We start from the raw sequence: 16,679 nt of genomic DNA, 5'->3' as shown, positions 1-16,679 counted from the left end.
TGGAGCGCCAAAAAAACCGTTCAATGTTGCTATTGTTTTTGCAATTTGCGGTGCTCTTTTTTCCCTTTTGATCTTTCTGTTCATGTTGAAGCAGGAACGGGAAGCAGTCATCCAGCAGTTTCAGATTGATATGAACTACAAGGTTGCTGCATTTGAACAGCAACTTACGCTTAATTTACAGAGCTTGGAGTCACTCCAGGCTTATTACCTGATGAGTGACCAAATCAAAGCAGATAGCTTCAAAGAGGTTGCTTCCAGAATTGCCGCACGTAGCCCAGAATTACAGGCGCTGTTATGGGTGCCTGAAGCGGATACCGAGAAACTATGGGTTGCTGTTAATGGTAACGACAGTCTGATTGATGAAGAAGCTGTACAACAACTCCTGCAGAAATCACCGCAGGTTTCTGAGTTGACACTGAGCCGTGCGAGTCTGTCGGAAGGAAACAGTATTGTTGCTGTTACTCCGGCGCATTCTGGGGGAAAACTAATCGCATTAATCAGTGCAGTAGGGCTGGTTGAAAGTACCGGTTTATCTGAACTGGGCTCAGGAATCGTATTTAAATTTATTAATACAGAGACTAGCTCAGAGCTGATATCTCAAGGGGAATATGCTGATAGCGCTAAGCTCGCTCCAGACACTAGTTTCCAAAATCATCTGTTACGAGACGATAGCAACTGGTTAACGAGTTATGCTGCTACAGATGAGTATGTAACCCAGCGTATGAGTTACTTGCCAGCGCTTTTTCTGCTGACAGGCTTACTGATCTCCTTCCTGTTTGCAGCATACTTGAAGCGGATTATGAAATATTTGAACAATCTGCGTGATGAGCAGGAGGTCCTTTGTCAGCAGTTAATGGATGTGACCTGGAGTGACCCACTAACCGGTATCGCTAACAGGGGATATTTTGATGAAACGTTGGATATTGAGTGTCGCAGAGCGGTGCGTGATTTTTCGCCGTTGACTCTGGTATTGATAGAGCTGGATAAGTTTGACGAATATGAGGCTCATTACGGTGCCGCAGGTGCTGAAGTTACACTTCAGCGGGTCGCTTCTGCTCTACGTGAATCTGTAGGCAGGCCTGGTGATATGGTAGCGCGTATTGATGATAACCAGTTCGCTTATCTCTTGCCATCAACCAATGAGTTGGTGGTTCAGTTGGCTGATCGCTGCTGTAAAGAAGTTTTTAGTTTGGGTATTGCGCATGAAGCCTCTCAAGTTTCGTCTGTTGTGACTGTCAGTATCGGTGTATCTACGCTGCAACCTTCCCGTTTTATGACGCCAGAGCGAATGCTGGCAAGCAGTAAGGAGCAGCTTGTAAAAGCTCAAACCAATGGTGGTAATCAGTATCAGGCATATGCTGAACAAGGCTTGGAACCCTCTTTAACCTACTCGGTTTAATCTCTCTTAAGGCGGAATGAATGCAGGAGCTTCTCGCGCTTTTTAACCGTCTTTGCAGTGAAGCCTGCAGCAGCAACCATCGGCGTATGTTGGTGGTTAGCGGCAGTCGTGATTGGTGCTATCAGCAGGTTTCAATATTAACAACGGCACATAATCTGACCTGGATCGGTGCTCATGCACCATCAGGTGTTTTCTCTCTAAACAATCAGCAATGCCATAAATTATTAGGTCAATCCATCGATCACCTTGTCTATGATGCTTGGGATGGCTTCAACCCTAATAGCTTTGGACAGAGCAGTGGTTGCCTTTCAGGTGGCAGCGTTCTGGTATTGCTTTGTCCTGATCTGGCTGAATGGCCGGATTATGATGATCCGGAACATCATAATCTGGTGGCTTATCCATATCGCTCGACTGATGCCGGACGACGTTTTATCTCTCGTTTGGTGCATCTACTGGAAGACGATGCTTACACACTGATTGTTTCGGAAAAGGGACAAACTACTGGGCACGAAGCAGAGGTTCCTGATCATTATCCCCCAGAGGAAACGGCTCCGGTTGTTCTGCCAAGTAAAACCCTAGATCAGCAGCACGCCGTTGAACTTATTCTTAGTCAATTTCGTCGTGGCCGCCGTCCGGTGGTCATCACTGCTGACCGTGGCAGAGGGAAGTCTGTGGCGCTTGGCATAGCCGCTGCGCAGTTGTCAGGGTTGGACTATGAAGAAATTCTTATAACCGCACCGGAGTTTAAAGCGGCTGAAGAAGCGTTTTTAATGGCGCATCAGCTCCTACCCGATTATGAGTTCAGCAGAGGATTGCTGAAACAGAATCAACATTACATCCGTTTTGTTGAGCCGGAGCAGGCGATTAGTGAGGCCGGCGAGGGAAAAATATTGCTGGTGGATGAAGCTGCAGCTATTCCGGTTCCGGTGCTTTCTAAGCTGCTGAAAAGTTATACCCGAATCGCTTTCGCTTCCACTATTCATGGCTATGAAGGAACTGGGCAAGGGTTTGCAGTGCGTTTTCAGGCTGAGCTGGAACGTGAGGCTCCAAACTGTAAAGCGATCCATCTGCAGCAGCCTATCCGTTGGTCTGCGGGTGACCCGTTGGAAGCGCTGGTTTTTAACTTGCTGCTACTTAATGCGGAAGCTATTGATCCAGAGAAATTAGTCCAGGCATATAGTGAAACATCTACCGTAATAGAAAAGCTGGATCGCGATCTGCTGACAGAAGATTACGAAACTCTTGGTCAACTATTTGGTTTGTTGGTATTGGCGCATTATCGAACAACCCCGGGTGATCTGAGAATTTTACTCGATAGTCCCAACTTACATATTTGGTTGTTGCGTTGCTCTGGAATGGTTGCCGGCACAGTGTTGATCGCTGAAGAGGGACCTCTGCAAACCGATCTGGTTGAGGCCATATGGTCCGGGCAGAGAAGACCTCGTGGGCATCTGCTACCACAGACCCTAGTGAATCAGGACGGTTTCCGTGATGCGTCAGAGATGCGTTTCGGGCGGATAATGCGGATAGCTATCCATCCCGCACTACAAAGGAAAGGGCTAGGTTCTGAGTTATTAAACAGTTTGCATACTCAGGCGAAAAGTCTGGGGTGGGATTGTTTGGGCTCTAGTTTTTCTGCCAGCTCCGATCTTTTGAACTTTTGGCAACACAATGGCTTTGAAACTGTGCGTATTGGCTCAGGTAGGGACCATGTTAGTGGTAATCATGCCGCATTGGTTCTGGCGACACTGAGTGAAAGTGGTGGGGTGGCTCAGGAGCATTTGCGCAGTCGCTTCTTAGAGCAACTTAATTACCGGCTAAGTGATGATCTGACTGATCTTGAACCGGATGTGGTTTGTGCTTTATTGCAGCATGCAGGGCATCTGCCTGAAATATCCAGCCATGACTTGAGTGACCTACGCGCTTTTACTGAACATAACCGTAATTATGAAAGTTGTGCTTACGTAATTCACAAACTGTTGTTCTGTTTTCTGGACCGGGTAGATGCAGCTGAACTGCAGGTCTTCCTAAGTAATCAGGACTTTGTCCTTTTGCTAAAACGAAACCTGCAGCAATTGAGCTGGGATGAGTTGGAGCAGAACGGGCAGGGTCGAAAGCAGATGATGAAGCAACTACGCTCAGTTGTTTCTCTGATGTTGGAACAGGTTCGCGGCTGACAGACTAAGGATTTCTCATCAAGGCCTTAGCGTAAGCGTATCCCCTTTCTGGGTCATCTCAAGGTGGCGCATAAAACTCATTCCCAGTAGGACCGTTTTACCTTCCATGTGCGGATTAATATGGCCACGGATATTTTGCAAAGTAATACTACCTAGTTGCACTGTATCCAATTCGCTTGCATACACGTCAATCGTACCGTTGGCAGTACCAACCTGTTGACGGTGACCGCGTAGCAATCCTATCTCGTCAGCAACAGATTGAGGAACACTGATCGTAGTGGCGCCAGTATCGAGTAGGAAGGTAACTTTTACGCCATTGATTTTTCCAGGGGCTATGTAGTGACCGGATCGATTCCGCTTGAGTACTACCGGGGCGTTGGACTGAGTTGCTGTGAGGGCTCGGTTTGGGTTGTATTTATCTGCAACTGTTTTATCAAAGTAGAGATATAGCAATCCCAATAGGATTACCCAGGCAACTGCCCACATCCCTTGACCAATTTTCTTTGATGTATTTTTCGGTTCCATCCAAGCTCACTATCACGAAAACAATTGTGAGACATTGTAAGTGAGTCGATGGAGGAAGAGAACACAGGAGTTTACCTGTGTTCTCACAAGAGGAATTAACTCAACTGTTGCAGATGGTCTCGCGTCATCTGTATCTGCTGATCAATTGCTTGAGTAAGGCGGCTGAAATACACCCGGGGCTCAATTTGAATCTGCTCTGGCTCAAGAATTTCTTCTGTAACCAATGCATCAACTTCTCTAATCGTGGAATCGCATAGGGCATCTTCGCGCATATTCATCAACAAATATTGTAGCTGTACACGAACTGCTGCCGGGCAATGCCCCATATTGGCGGCTTTGTTTCCCAATCCACGGAGGCGTGCAAGGGATTCGGCAAAGTGGGGGCGGCGCAGTAAGTTCTGCCATAGCTCTTCACTGTCATGACCATTATTGCTGGCCGTAAGAGAGCAGGTATCAGCGATAACTGTTAACTCATGCAGTAGACGCTCTATCAGCTCGCAGTGTGCCATAAAGCTACTGCTTGGTTGGGCTTCTATGGTTTTCCAGTTTTTATGTTGCAGGTTCACCCGTTTAACGTTGCCGCCGTAGCTTTCGTCCAGTAGTGGTTGCCAAAGCTGGTTGATTTCGTTACTTAAGCGCCGTTGTTCGGTTTGGTTTGAATCATTCAGATTTGCACAAACCCCGCGGTGACGTTGCAGGCATTGGATCAAATTTAGAATATCGGACAGCTGAGTTATACCGCGCTGAGCTTTTTCGCGGCGTTTTTTGCGTAGTTTTCTTCGGTTAAATAGGCTGACGAAGGCGATAAGGGCGATCAGGAAAATAACAATGCTGAGTTCGATCATGCTGTTACCTCCTTAGTGGCTGCTTTAAGTGCCAGCTTCTCCAGGTAGCCAGTCAACTCAGTTAATGAGTGTGCCTGTTCGCTATGTTGCTGGAGAAGGGCACCGATGTTAGTCAGTTTTTCACTGAGTTCATTGCTGGCGTAAGCATGCTCATCAATAGAATTATTAACTTCTTGAATAAGCGCCAAGCTGGTTTCACTGCCTTTTTCTATCTGCTGTAGCAAGTTATGCATTTCAACACAGGTATCGGAACCAGATTTCAGCTCCTCTTCACTGCGTTGCATACTTTCTGTTACCTCGCCGACCCTGGATAGCATCGACGTTACCAAGCGTGTGATATCTCCAGTGGCTTTTTCTGTATTCCCTGCTAATTGGCGGACTTCATCAGCAACAACTGCAAAACCTCGCCCAGCTTCCCCGGCTCTTGCTGCTTCAATGGCGGCATTCAGTGCCAGAAGGTTGGTTTGTGCAGCCACTTCCTCGATCGTGCTGACAAAGGACTGAATCGCTTCTGCTTCTTCTGATAGTTGTTCTATTTTTGTGCAAGTGTCAGTGAACTGGTTACGCACATCACTAATTGCATTGCTTAATACAGATGCTTGTGATGTACCTTTATTACATAACGCTTGTGAATCTTCTGCGCTGTTCTGGGTGTTGAGGACATGATCACGGATCAGTTGTACCGTCTGGCTCATCTCCTCCGATGCACTGGCAATAGTAAGCAGCTGATTTTGCTGTTCGGAGGCAGCATCAGCCGTGTGCTTGGCAAGGTTTTCCAGCTCATGGGTAGAAAACTTCATTTCGCTACAGAGCTGGTCAGCTAAACTGTTGAGTTCTTCGTGCTCGCGAGCAAAGGCATACAAATTCTGCGCTGCATCTCGCAGAGGTTTGTCAGAACTGGTGTGCAGAGTACGGAACTGAAGTTCATTACGTGAAAATGCATTGATGACCAGTGACAGGTGATTCCAGCGACGTTGGCTGAGTAGAATGTGACTGATCTGGAAATAGATAAGTGGAATGAGTAACCAGTATGCTTCCCAATATCCATATGAGAGAGCAGCTACTGTTATTATCCAACCCAGCATCAGGATTAAGCCTGATACGAGAAGAGAAGCTCGGCTTAGTACCGAGTAGCCGAATGAAAGTAGCAACATGATTGCGCTCCCTAAAATTTAAGAATTAATCTGCTCCGGATTTTGCAAAAGTCGAGCCAGATTTTTCCTTGATCGCCTCAGTGCCCAGATTTAGGGCTTTATTAGCTGATCATAAAAAAACTCAGAGTGATCTTTGCGCTTTAGTTGGGCGTTATGTTGCACTGCAGTTGTGCGAAGGCCTTATTCTGGGGCAAAAGGATATTTGGCTAATCATTTGATCCCATAGCATTGTAGAATATCTGTCATTATTAAGATTTATCCTTCAGTCAATTAGAGAAGAGCTATGCAGATTTGGGTTGATGCCGATGCTTGCCCTAAAGTGGTGAAAGAGATCTTGTTCCGAGCAGCGGAGCGAAAACAGGTTCAGGTAACACTGGTTGCTAATCAGTACCTAGCCACACCTCCTTCACCTTTGATTAAAGCAGTACAGGTTGAGCAGGGGTTTGATGTAGCTGATAGCTATATAGTCTCGAAATTGGCGGCAGGGGATTTAGTTGTCACACAGGACATCCCTCTGGCTTCAGAGGTTATTGATCAAAAGGGTGTGGCAATTAATCCTCGTGGTGAGTTGTATACACCGGAGAATATTCGGCAGCGTTTGTCGATGCGCGATTTTATGGAAACGCTTCGCAGTTCCGGGGTGGATACAGGCGGGCCAGCGGCATTTAGCCAGACGGACCGGCAGACATTTGCTAATCAACTAGATCGGTTTTTAGCTAAGCATTGTAAGTAGGCGATCCAGCAAATTAATATTTTTTGTGCGCCGCACAAAAAAGTTCTTGACTAAAATCTGCTCAAGTTTTATCTTTGCTGTAAATGGATTGCTGCACCGCAGCATCGAAACTTTTGGAGACAAAATTATGTACGCTGCTAACAACCCTTTCGCTGATTTCTTCAAACCAGAAATGTCTAACGAAATCGCTGCACTGTTCAAACCAATGCAGGATCTGGTAGACGTTAACACTAAAACTGTTGAAACTCTGGTTTCTCTGCAGAAAGCATACGTTGAAGAACTGGCTAACGCTTCTGTTGAACAGTTCAAAACTTTGTGTGAGTGCAAAGATCCTAAAGAAGCTCTGGACCTGCAGGTTAAATTCTACAAGTCTGTTGAAGCTAAAATGGCTGAAGCTGCTGAGAAAAGCGTTGCTACTATGACTGAAGCTAAAGACGCTTACGTTGCTACTCTGGAAGAGTCTGGCAAGAAAGTAGCTGAAATGGCTGAAGAAACTGCTAAAAAAGTTTCTGAACTGAAAGTAGCTTAATTTAGCCGCTTTTAAGAATCCTGAAAGCCCGGTCGGAGTTGTTCCTGCCGGGCTTTTTATTGTCTGTTATTCCTATAATTCAATTGTGATATCTGTTTCTGGAACACAGCTACAGGCAAGTATCACACCTTCTCGTTTCTCATCCTCGGTCAGAGGTATCTCTGAACTACGGTGAACCTCACCCGAAATCAGTTTGACCTTACAGGCTCCACAGACACCCGCGCGGCAGCCGGATGGAATAAATTGCCCACTATCTTCAGCTTGCTCCAATAAGGTTTCCTGATTATTTCCAGTCACAGTCTGTTCACCGAAGTGGATCTGTAGTGTCTGATCCAGTGGCTGGGGATCAATTCCGGGTGGCTTACCAAAACTTTCTTCATACCAGCGCTGTTCCGCTAGACCAAGCTGTCGACAGAACTCTTTGGCTTGTTGCATAAAACCTTCAGGGCCACAGCACATGACAGAGCGTTGTGGAAGGTCGGGAATTTCATGGATTAATTGGTCACGGCTGATTCTACCTTTGATTCCAAGCCAGTTGGATTCAGGTTGGCTAAGGCTAAAGATCAGCTTCAGATTAGGATTTTGTCGTTTTAACCAGAGAAGTTCATCTTCACAAATCAGGTCGGCCTCGGTGCGAGCTTGGTGATAGAACACAATGTCTCGTCCGGAATGGATATCACTGAGGTAGCGGGCAATCGATAGCATTGGCGTAATACCACTGCCAGCAGATAACAGCAGCATTTTTTGGGCCGCACTGGAATGAACATTAAATTCCCCTATAGGACCACTAGCTTTGATGTAATCCCCAACATTGAGATTATCGTGTAGCCAATTGGATACCTGACCCCCTGTAACTCGTTTCACCGTTATTGCGATATCAACAAGGCGGCTGGGTGATGAGGAGAGGGTATAACAGCGGCTTATTTCGGTCCCCGCTATTTCTGGATATAGGGTAATAAACTGTCCTGCGATGTAATCAATACTGGCCGACTTGGGAAGAGCAAAGCGGAAAGTCACCACGTCTCTTGTTTCTTCAACCCTGCTGATACAGCGTAACGAAAGAAATTGGTCATTGCTCCAAAGACTAGCCCTATCCGTTTTCTGTTGTACCGGACTGAGAATGGGGGCATTGTCAGGGTACTGTTCTGCTTCCATGGTTTCTAAAACTTCAATGCTATCACTTAGGCTGATCTGTCCTTCGTTAAGAGCAATAAGGTTCTGTCCAAAGTAGACGTCGTTGTCACTGCCCAAACGGTAGTTGGCCAGGGTTTTAATCGGTTCTCCTGCAGGCAGTGTCTCTGCTGTTTTACTGTCGTAGGTCGTCATCACACAGCGGGAACAAGGTTTCACAACTTCAAACTCGACTTCTCCGATGCGAATCCGTTTCCAGCTATCTTCGGCAAAGGCCTCACAACCGTCTACCACAAGATTGGTGCGGAACTGATCCATAGAGACCGGAGCTGCACTGCGGCTATTTAGATCAGCAAGGGATGCCTCTGATATAAGCAACAGGGGATAGCCATCTGCAAAACCAACAGGAATATCAGGACGGCGGGAGGTGAAACGTTCTGACTGCTCGCCGAAATAGAGAAGCTGACAGGGACGTCCCAGCTTTTCGGTGAACCACTCATCAAACCACTCACCGCAGTGTTGGGCATTAATCTCTGTTCCCCAGACTGTCACCTGACGATAATTCTGAAATAGTTCAGGATACCGCAGTGTTAGATGTTCACCGTCAGGGGCAATGATCTCTAATCCATCCTCACGGAGTAAGGTTTGAAACTGCAACAGTTTGGGTGCCTGGCGTGCTGAGAGTAGTTCTCCTTCGGGATCACTTAGCATGAATCTCCGGTCAAAGGCCAAGCCTGCCTGAGTCACAAAGGCATTGGAGGTATTAACGCCCGCCATTGATTTAACAGGAAAGGTATTAATTGCACTTAACTGGATTTGAGACACGTTAGAGTCCTATGCTTGTTTGCTGATTAAGGCAGTTATTTGATCAATAAGGTAGATTGCTGGTGATTTTATCTAGACGAATTGAACGCCGTTCGCCGGCTTGTGTTTCGGCAATTAAAAATTCATTACCTTCGGTATATTTTAGATCGAGAAAACGTAATTGCTCGGTGATAGTGCTTTCTCCATCAACCCAAGTCACCTCATGTGCTGCTCTTCGCATGCAGGCTAGTTCATAACCATCATGCACTTCGCAGTTAATTGGCTGATAAGTATCTTCTTTTTCCATAGGTAAACCTGCATTTCATATCTGGATTAAGCATAATGCCTTGGCTGTATATTGTCATTGAGGGATAGTTTTGGATTTGCAAAAGAAACACCTGATTAAACTGGCAACCACCAAGATGCCCTTTGGTAAATATCAGGGCAGGGTGCTGATGGATCTGCCAGAGGAATATCTGCTTTGGTTTGCCAAAAAAGGGTTTCCACAGGGGGAGCTGGGCTTTCTGTTACAGTTAATGTTGGAACTGCAGATCAACGGGCTGGAATCATTGCTGAGACCCTTGCGCGGTAGCTGATTCAAAGGTTCGATATTTCCTTTAAGGTTTAGTGTGTAACTTATCACTGGAAGACTCTAAAATCAGGTGATAACAAGCAGTGAGAAATAGATATGACTCCGGCGATTAACGCAGCCAAAAAAGCAAAAGTTGAATACACCGTTCACGAGTACAAACATGACCCGAGTGCCGAATCATATGGTGGGGAAGCTGCTGATGCTTTGGGAATAAGACCAGAACAGGTGTTCAAAACGCTATTGGTTGCGATTAATGGTGACAATAAAAAATTGGCGGTTGGGGTTGTGCCTGTATCTGGACAGTTGGATCTGAAAGCGATTGCTGCGGCACTGAAAGCGAAAAAAGTTTCTATGGCTAACCCACAGGATGCTGAGCGAGCCACTGGTTATGTAGTGGGTGGTATCAGCCCGCTAGGTCAGAAAAAACGCCTTCCTCTTGTGCTAGACCAAACAGCGGAAACCCATCCAACAATTTTTATGAGTGCCGGTAGAAGAGGGCTGGAAATTGAAATGGCTGCTGCTGATCTGGTTAAGCTTACAGGAGCCGTAGTTGCACCTATAGGAAAAGCTTAACCTACCTGTAGAGCTACTCTGTTCTGCTTCTCGAGTAAGGTTTCTAGTACTTCAGCACTTATCGGTTTGCTGAAGTAGTAGCCTTGAGCGAATTCACAGCCCCGGCTTTGTAACTGAAGCATCTGCTCCTTAGTTTCCACGCCTTCTGCTATCACCTTCAGTCCGAGACCATGTGCCATATCAATGGTTGCATTGACCAGTTCCATATCGGCTGGATCTAAAGTGATATCGTTAATAAAGCTCTTATCAATTTTAAGAACGTCAAAAGGATAACTTCTCAGGTAACTTAGAGAGGAGTAGCCGGTACCAAAATCATCCATTGATACGCTAATACCGATCTCATTCAGTTTATCCAGAGCGATATCAACATCTGACTGCTGTGCCATCAATACCCCTTCGGTGATTTCTAAATCCAGTAAGGAGCCCGGCATATCAAATTGCAGAAGGTGTTGTTCTATCGTTTCTACCAGTTTAGGGTCACGGAACTGTCGAGGTGAGAGGTTGACTGCGATTTTGAAGTCCTGAAGTAGATCCTGCTGCCAGCGCTTAGCCTGTGCCATCGCTTCTTGTAGAACATAATAACCAATGGGTACGATTAGACCTGTCTGCTCCGCAACCGGTATAAACTGATCAGGATACACCGCACCCAATTTTGCTGAATTCCAGCGCAATAGAGCCTCAGCTCCAACAATCTTCTTACTCTGTAGGTCGATAACCGGTTGGTAGAGTAGGTGTAGCTCATTTTTTGATAATGCATTATGCAACTGCTCTTCCAGCAGTAACCGCTGCTCTGCACCTTGATTCATCTCTTCAGTAAAGTAGTGGCAGCTGTTACGGCCCTGAGCTTTGGAGTAATACATGGCTGAGTCTGCATTACGTAGAAGTTCAGCGGGATTGTCACCGTCACTTGGGTAGACCGAGATACCGATACTGATTGTTAGCAGAATATCCCGTCCTTCTATTTTGAGTGATTCTCGGAACCGCTCAAGGATTTTATGTGCCACAGGCTGAGCATCAGCGGGGGAGTCCAGATTGTTAAGCAGAACTATAAATTCATCTCCCCCTAGACGGCCTACGGTATCTACCTCACGAATGCAGCCTTGTAAGCGGTTGGCTGCTTCTATCAGAATCCTATCGCCTGTTTCATGGCCAAGGGTGTCATTAACCTTTTTGAAGTCATCCAAATCGAGAAAAAGTACCGCGACTTGATGTTGGTTACGGTCTGATTCGCGTAGTAGCTGTTCCAGTCGGTCCATGGACAGGAAACGGTTGGGTAACTGAGTCAGGCTGTCAAAGTGGGCTTGATGAAGAATCTTCTCTTCTTGCTCTTTCTGCTGGGTAATGTCCTGTTTGACTGCGAGGAAATGTTTGATGTTGCCCTCGGTGTCCATTACTGGAGCAATGTGTGCTTGTTCCCAGAAAATCTCACCGTTCTTGCGTTGATTTTGGAACTCACCGTACCAGGCCTGACCAGAGCTTAATGCTTGCCACAGGTCAGAATAGCGTCCTTGTGGGGTACGACCAGATTTTAGGATGCGTGAGTTCTGACCAAGTATTTCTTGTTGCGTGTAACCGGTAACTTTCTCAAAAGCACTATTTACGTATTCAATATCGCCCTCAGGGGAGGTGATCACAACTGAAACAGGGCTTTGTTCGATAGCCTGTGAAAGTGTCATGACATGTTCTTCAGTCCGACGGCGTTCGGTTATGTTCCGGCTAACCCCTACCAGACCTTGAAGATTGCCATCCATATCATGGAAAGGCGTACGCAGCGTTTCAAATAATATTCTGTCGTTATCCTTATTGGCTTCTATCCAGCACTCTTCAATATTTGGTATCAGGTTAGTAATTGTTTTGAGATCGAGCTGGCTATGTTGAAAAGCCTTCTCATGGCTAAACAGGTCATAGTCCGTTTTCCCAATGATCTCTTTTTCCGGTAACTCGACGTAGTCCTGAAAAGCTGTATTACAGCCCAGATATCTACCCTCTTTGTTTTTGATATAAATATGAGAGGGAAGGGCATCGATTAGACCTCTCAGTAATCCTCTTTCATAGTTCAGGGTTCTTCTGCTTTGTATAAGTTCCTGTTCTGCTCTGCGCCGGTCCTGTTGTCGGCCCAAAATCAGGCCCAGTACCATGGTTCCTATCGGATAAGCGCTTAACAGGGTGGGAGCGATAGCCGCAATAATCTTAAAGCGCATCTCTGCGGGCATCAGCATCATCAGACTGAGTACCGTGAGCTGGACCAGCATGCCCATCAGATATAGGCGCCACCAGTTTAATGGTTGTTTATACCTATCACTGAGGTAGCGCCAGGCGAGGCCGATAGCTGCGGAGAAAATAATCACCAGTGAACCTACCATGATACCTGCACCACCCTGGAAGAGTCGGAGGCTTACGGTCATACAAACTGCTATCAGAGTGGGAATTAGTCCGAAGTAGAGGCCGCAGATACTGATCAGTATCCATCGGGTATCGAAGAAAACGCCAGGAGTCATCTCCCAGGGCGTAAGCATAAGCCCCATGCCTAGAAAACCGATCAGGATTCCAGTGATGGAGTCACGCAGGTAGTGTCGTTGAATATTCTGCAGGCCGAGAGAGTCATAGACTATTCCCATTGCCAGCAACAACGCCGCATTATTAATCAGGCCGGTAAAACTAGATGTTTCCACTAATACTACTTTCTTTTATTTTTCTTATTTAGTTAGAAAGTATATTTCCAATTTGGGGATTTGGCTTAGGAATATTAGGTTTTTCTCATTTTTTATTGCCGCATGTCATCAGAAATAACAAAGAGTTAGGGTTAACCCTAATATAATTGCTGACCAAACTAGCAAATTTCTTGTTTGGCAGGTTCGAGTCAGAATTACCTGTGAATTTTGTTGGTGTATGTGTATAAGTTTTCTTTTGATAACTTAGGGAACCTACGAATAAGTCCTTGCTAACTTCTGGCTTTCAGTTTGATGTGTAATCAAGGCATCGTTTTGCAGTAATGTCCGGACCTTATAAAAAACGAAAACGTAGAGTACGCATCAAACTGTAAGCCCCGTAGGGCAAGTCCTGTCGCACCCAACTTCGTTGTTGCAACCTTTGCTAAGGACTATGGCCATTAGCAGCAGATTGCGCCTAGAATTTGCGTACGACAGGCTCTTGCAGAAACCGCAGGGACTTGTTCGCAGGTTCCTTAGCCAGCATGATCGTGTCTTTTGGGGATTTTAACGAGAGGTACGAAAGATTCAGAAACAGAAGCCCTCGCCGATATCAATATGATTAGTAACAGAAAAGCAGTGGCACAAGCATTAGAAACAAGAAGAAGTAAGTAAATTGACCACACGAGTGAAACACCCCTACATCATTGATGTTGAAGCCTCGGGGTTTGGCCCGGACAGTTACCCTATTGAGGTAGGTGTAGCGATGGAGGAGGGCAAGCGTTACTGCAGTTTGATTCATCCTGAGAGGAGTTGGACCCACTGGTGTGACGATGCGGAACGTTACCACCAGATTCCCCGTTCCAGCCTGCTATTACATGGTAAGCAGGCTGTCATTGTAGCGGAAACATTAAACCTACTATTGGAAGGCCAAACGGTGTATTCCGATGGTTGGGTAGTGGATAAGCCTTGGTTGATTAAACTGTTTAACAAGGCAAGAGTACCGATGGAATTTACAGTCAGCCCACTGGAGATGATCCTGCGCGAACCTCAGATGGAGATCTGGCATGAGGTTAAAGATCAGATTGAACGTGAGTTGATGATTGAGCGTCATCGGGCCAGTAATGACGCTCTCATTATTCAGAAAACTTATCAACGCACTCTGGAAATGACTGAGGGCGTTAGCCTGTAAGTTGGGTAAATTGTTTTTCTTTTCAGAGCTTATTTAAAGTCGCTGCCGAACATTTCACCAATCGCTTTACTGAGCGCTTCACTACGTTCCTCATTACGGAACTGCATAAGAATCAGGGCACGCAGAACGGGTATAAACATCAGGTCGGACAGTATACGAGAGAAGCCTGCTTGACCCGCTTTACCGACAGCCAGCTTTTCCAGAAATTTCTGCAGGATAACGGGCTCTTGCAGACTTTCATTACAGCGGGTTGCCACAGCAACAATGACTTCCGGTTCAAGCGCATAGTCACTGTCGATAATCTTACCGATTAGTTCTGTTTTACGTGGTGTATTGCGAGCGTTGGAAAGCCCTCGTGTAATTGCTGCGATATGGTTAGCGGAAGCACTAGCTTTCTGCAAAGTCTGCTCGGTACGAAGTGCCAGCGCATCAAACAATTCATGATTCGGTTCGATGCTTTCGATACAGGTGCAGAGTACTTCAAAAGGAGCATCAGGCAGTAGAGGAATCGCCTTGCTCAGAATTTTGGCATTGCTGCCTTTTTCATGGCGAACTACCAGATCCGCAATGCCCTGATAGCCAAGAGATTGCCACTGATCAAAGCCAATCTGTCCTGCAAAGTATTGTTGTGCATGCTCATAGTACTGAGAAGCAGGTTGGCTAGATGTCAGGGTGGAATAAGCATGGAACAGTGCCATCTTTTCCTGATCCGGTTTGAAGGAGAATGGATTGTCCTTCAGTGCATCTTCCGGCTGTTCGCCACCTTCTTCCATCTGCAGAATACCGCCGGCATTTTTCAGCAGGCGATTCAGAAGATCGTCACGTACCGCCTGAATCAGAAAACCCTGCTCATCAAGAGGCAACTTAAGAAACCACGCAACACCCTGTTCTTTGTTTTTAGGGTTCCATAGCATCAGAGCGATCCAGGCATGCTGTAAGTAGGGGCTTGGATAAGGAGTCTGCTGATTCTCTATCTTCTCGAATAGATCAGCCGAGAGTTTCTGAACACGGCGGCCCATATCAAAGAAACGAATCTGAGCGCCACTTTGACGCAGTAACTGAGTAAGGGAAGAGATATCGGACATAACAGGCACCTAATTAATCAGGTGGGGATTCTAGCAGTTTTGAACAGGGGAGCCTACAGCACTTCGGAGGGATGTGAGCAGTTAGAATCAGATAATGAAGTACTGATTTTTACCTGCTTTTTTCGCCTGATACATCGCTTTATCAGCCAGGATAATTGCCTGTTCAGCGGAAACCTTATCTTGGGTTAGTTGATAGATGCCAATACTGGCACTGGCGTGTACTTTGGCTTCGCCGATCTGATATTCAGCTGAAAGAGTAGAAAGTAATTTGTCTGCGACGGTTAAGACCTGTGATGCGGAAGCAAGATCAGAAAGTAGCAGGATAAATTCGTCACCACCGAGCCGGGCCAGAATGTCGGTGTCCCTAAGGGATTCTTTCATTTTTACGCTGATTAACTGCAGGTATTGATCGCCCACTTGGTGGCCATGTTCGTCATTGATCGGTTTAAAATCATCAAGGTCGATAAACATAACGGCGCCGAGTTTATTATGCCGCTGAGTATTTGCCAGTAGTAGATTCAGTTGCTGGAGCAGAAAAGCACGATTAGGCAGTCCGGTTAAACTGTCATGGCAAGCCTGTTTTTCCAGCACGCTATTAACTTTTTCGAGAAGCCGGCTCTGTTTCACAGTAGATAGAATTACAAAACCCGCAAACAGAGCACCAAAAATCAACACTAAGATCATGAATTGAATCAGATCGGTCAGAATATTTTCCGTTTCACGAATAGAGTTTTCCCTCGCTTGGTTGTTTTGTTGCTGTTGCAAGGAAATCAATTGATCGAGGATATCTGCTACAACGGTTTGATCTGTAAGTACTTGGTCCAAATGTTCAGTATGATCGCTAGGATCATCGCTCATTAACAGATCAGCGAAATGGCGTAGTACAGGTGCTCGGTTAGAAGTTTCTTGGTCAAGAGAGCTGAACAATTTGGATTCATTAGCTGTTGTGTTGAGCTGCAGAAAGCTTGCTCGTGCCTTCTGATATTCAGAACCGTAATGATAAAACTGTTCAAATAACTCATCACGGGCAAAGAAATCTTCTTTCAGGGTCATCTGCCAGAGCAAAATTGCACGCTCACGTACAGCAACTCGCATTGTTAAAACATTGCTTAATTGAGCATCATTGTTGCGGGTAATCTGATCAAGGTGTATTCGGGATTCGGCGAAACGGTTATAGGAATAGAACGACGAGCCTGCGAAAACCAGAAAAATCAGTGCGAAACCGACAAAGTAAATATGTGCTCTTGCATCCTGCATGTATTGGCTCGTTATAAACTAAATGACTTCAGGCT

Annotated in this window: 15 protein-coding genes; 7 read left to right on the top strand and 8 right to left on the bottom strand. The window is 46.0% G+C overall.

Features of this window, described 5'->3' with window-relative positions:
* Both GY843_RS01170 and GY843_RS01165 read left to right on the top strand, forming a co-directional pair.
* A partial coding sequence (locus tag GY843_RS01170; RefSeq protein WP_297305888.1) for a GGDEF domain-containing protein occupies positions 1–1,399 on the top strand: 1,399 nt, incomplete at its 5' end.
* Positions 1,400–1,419: 20 nt separating this feature from the next.
* Positions 1,420–3,576: a GNAT family N-acetyltransferase gene (locus GY843_RS01165; protein WP_297305887.1), complete on the top strand. Its 2,157-nt coding sequence runs from the start codon at positions 1,420–1,422 to the stop codon at positions 3,574–3,576.
* An 18-nt stretch (positions 3,577–3,594) separates the two neighbouring features.
* Here GY843_RS01165 and GY843_RS01160 read toward each other — a convergent pair whose 3' ends face one another.
* From GY843_RS01160 to GY843_RS01150, 3 genes are all read right to left on the bottom strand, one after another.
* Positions 3,595–4,101, bottom strand: a complete 507-nt coding sequence (locus GY843_RS01160; RefSeq protein WP_297305886.1) for a TIGR02281 family clan AA aspartic protease — start codon at positions 4,099–4,101, stop codon at positions 3,595–3,597.
* Between the two features lie 95 nt (positions 4,102–4,196).
* Positions 4,197–4,946, bottom strand: a complete 750-nt coding sequence (locus GY843_RS01155; RefSeq protein WP_297305885.1) for a hypothetical protein — start codon at positions 4,944–4,946, stop codon at positions 4,197–4,199.
* Positions 4,943–6,100, bottom strand: coding sequence for a methyl-accepting chemotaxis protein (locus tag GY843_RS01150; RefSeq protein ID WP_297305884.1), 1,158 nt, complete (start codon positions 6,098–6,100; stop codon positions 4,943–4,945). Before GY843_RS01150 ends, GY843_RS01155 begins: the two co-directional genes overlap by 4 nt.
* Positions 6,101–6,383: 283 nt before the next feature.
* Between GY843_RS01150 and GY843_RS01145 the strand changes: the two genes are divergently transcribed.
* Both GY843_RS01145 and GY843_RS01140 read left to right on the top strand, forming a co-directional pair.
* Positions 6,384–6,833, top strand: coding sequence for a YaiI/YqxD family protein (locus GY843_RS01145; RefSeq protein WP_297305883.1), 450 nt, complete (start codon positions 6,384–6,386; stop codon positions 6,831–6,833).
* 127 nt (positions 6,834–6,960) lie between these two features.
* Complete coding sequence (locus tag GY843_RS01140) at positions 6,961–7,362, top strand: phasin family protein (protein WP_297305882.1); 402 nt, start codon at positions 6,961–6,963, stop codon at positions 7,360–7,362.
* Positions 7,363–7,434: 72 nt separating this feature from the next.
* On the opposite strand, the gene GY843_RS01135 is transcribed toward GY843_RS01140, so the two are convergent.
* Together GY843_RS01135 and GY843_RS01130 are read right to left on the bottom strand one after the other, a co-directional pair.
* Positions 7,435–9,318 (bottom strand): hybrid-cluster NAD(P)-dependent oxidoreductase, encoded by a 1,884-nt coding sequence (locus tag GY843_RS01135; RefSeq protein ID WP_297305881.1) that lies wholly within the window; start codon positions 9,316–9,318, stop codon positions 7,435–7,437.
* A gap of 43 nt (positions 9,319–9,361) precedes the next feature.
* A complete protein-coding gene (locus GY843_RS01130) occupies positions 9,362–9,604 on the bottom strand; it encodes a Rho-binding antiterminator (RefSeq protein ID WP_297305880.1) in 243 nt (80 codons plus the stop codon).
* 70 nt (positions 9,605–9,674) lie between these two features.
* Here GY843_RS01130 and GY843_RS01125 point away from each other — a divergent pair, with 70 nt between their 5' ends.
* Positions 9,675–9,893 carry a DUF3820 family protein gene (locus tag GY843_RS01125; RefSeq protein WP_297305879.1) on the top strand — a complete coding sequence of 73 codons (219 nt, stop codon included), beginning with the start codon at positions 9,675–9,677 and terminating at the stop codon, positions 9,891–9,893.
* A gap of 92 nt (positions 9,894–9,985) precedes the next feature.
* Positions 9,986–10,462, top strand: coding sequence for a Cys-tRNA(Pro) deacylase (gene ybaK, locus GY843_RS01120; protein WP_297305878.1), 477 nt, complete (start codon positions 9,986–9,988; stop codon positions 10,460–10,462).
* On the opposite strand, the gene GY843_RS01115 is transcribed toward ybaK, so the two are convergent.
* Positions 10,459–13,134, bottom strand: coding sequence for an EAL domain-containing protein (locus tag GY843_RS01115; protein ID WP_297305877.1), 2,676 nt, complete (start codon positions 13,132–13,134; stop codon positions 10,459–10,461). The genes ybaK and GY843_RS01115 overlap by 4 nt on opposite strands.
* A gap of 652 nt (positions 13,135–13,786) precedes the next feature.
* Here GY843_RS01115 and GY843_RS01110 point away from each other — a divergent pair.
* A complete protein-coding gene (locus tag GY843_RS01110; RefSeq protein ID WP_297305876.1) occupies positions 13,787–14,302 on the top strand; it encodes a hypothetical protein in 516 nt (171 codons plus the stop codon).
* 29 nt (positions 14,303–14,331) lie between these two features.
* Here GY843_RS01110 and GY843_RS01105 read toward each other — a convergent pair whose 3' ends face one another.
* Together GY843_RS01105 and GY843_RS01100 are read right to left on the bottom strand one after the other, a co-directional pair.
* Positions 14,332–15,387: a DUF3549 family protein gene (locus tag GY843_RS01105; protein ID WP_297305875.1), complete on the bottom strand. Its 1,056-nt coding sequence runs from the start codon at positions 15,385–15,387 to the stop codon at positions 14,332–14,334.
* A gap of 87 nt (positions 15,388–15,474) precedes the next feature.
* Positions 15,475–16,644: a GGDEF domain-containing protein gene (locus GY843_RS01100; protein ID WP_297305874.1), complete on the bottom strand. Its 1,170-nt coding sequence runs from the start codon at positions 16,642–16,644 to the stop codon at positions 15,475–15,477.
* Positions 16,645–16,679 lie beyond the last annotated feature (35 nt).

Origin of the sequence: Neptuniibacter sp. (genome assembly GCF_024231755.1) — a bacterium.
In the GTDB taxonomy this organism is placed as follows: domain Bacteria; phylum Pseudomonadota; class Gammaproteobacteria; order Pseudomonadales; family Balneatricaceae; genus Neptuniibacter.
Note: the sequence above shows the minus strand (reverse complement) of the source record. Positions and strands in the feature narration are given on the sequence as shown.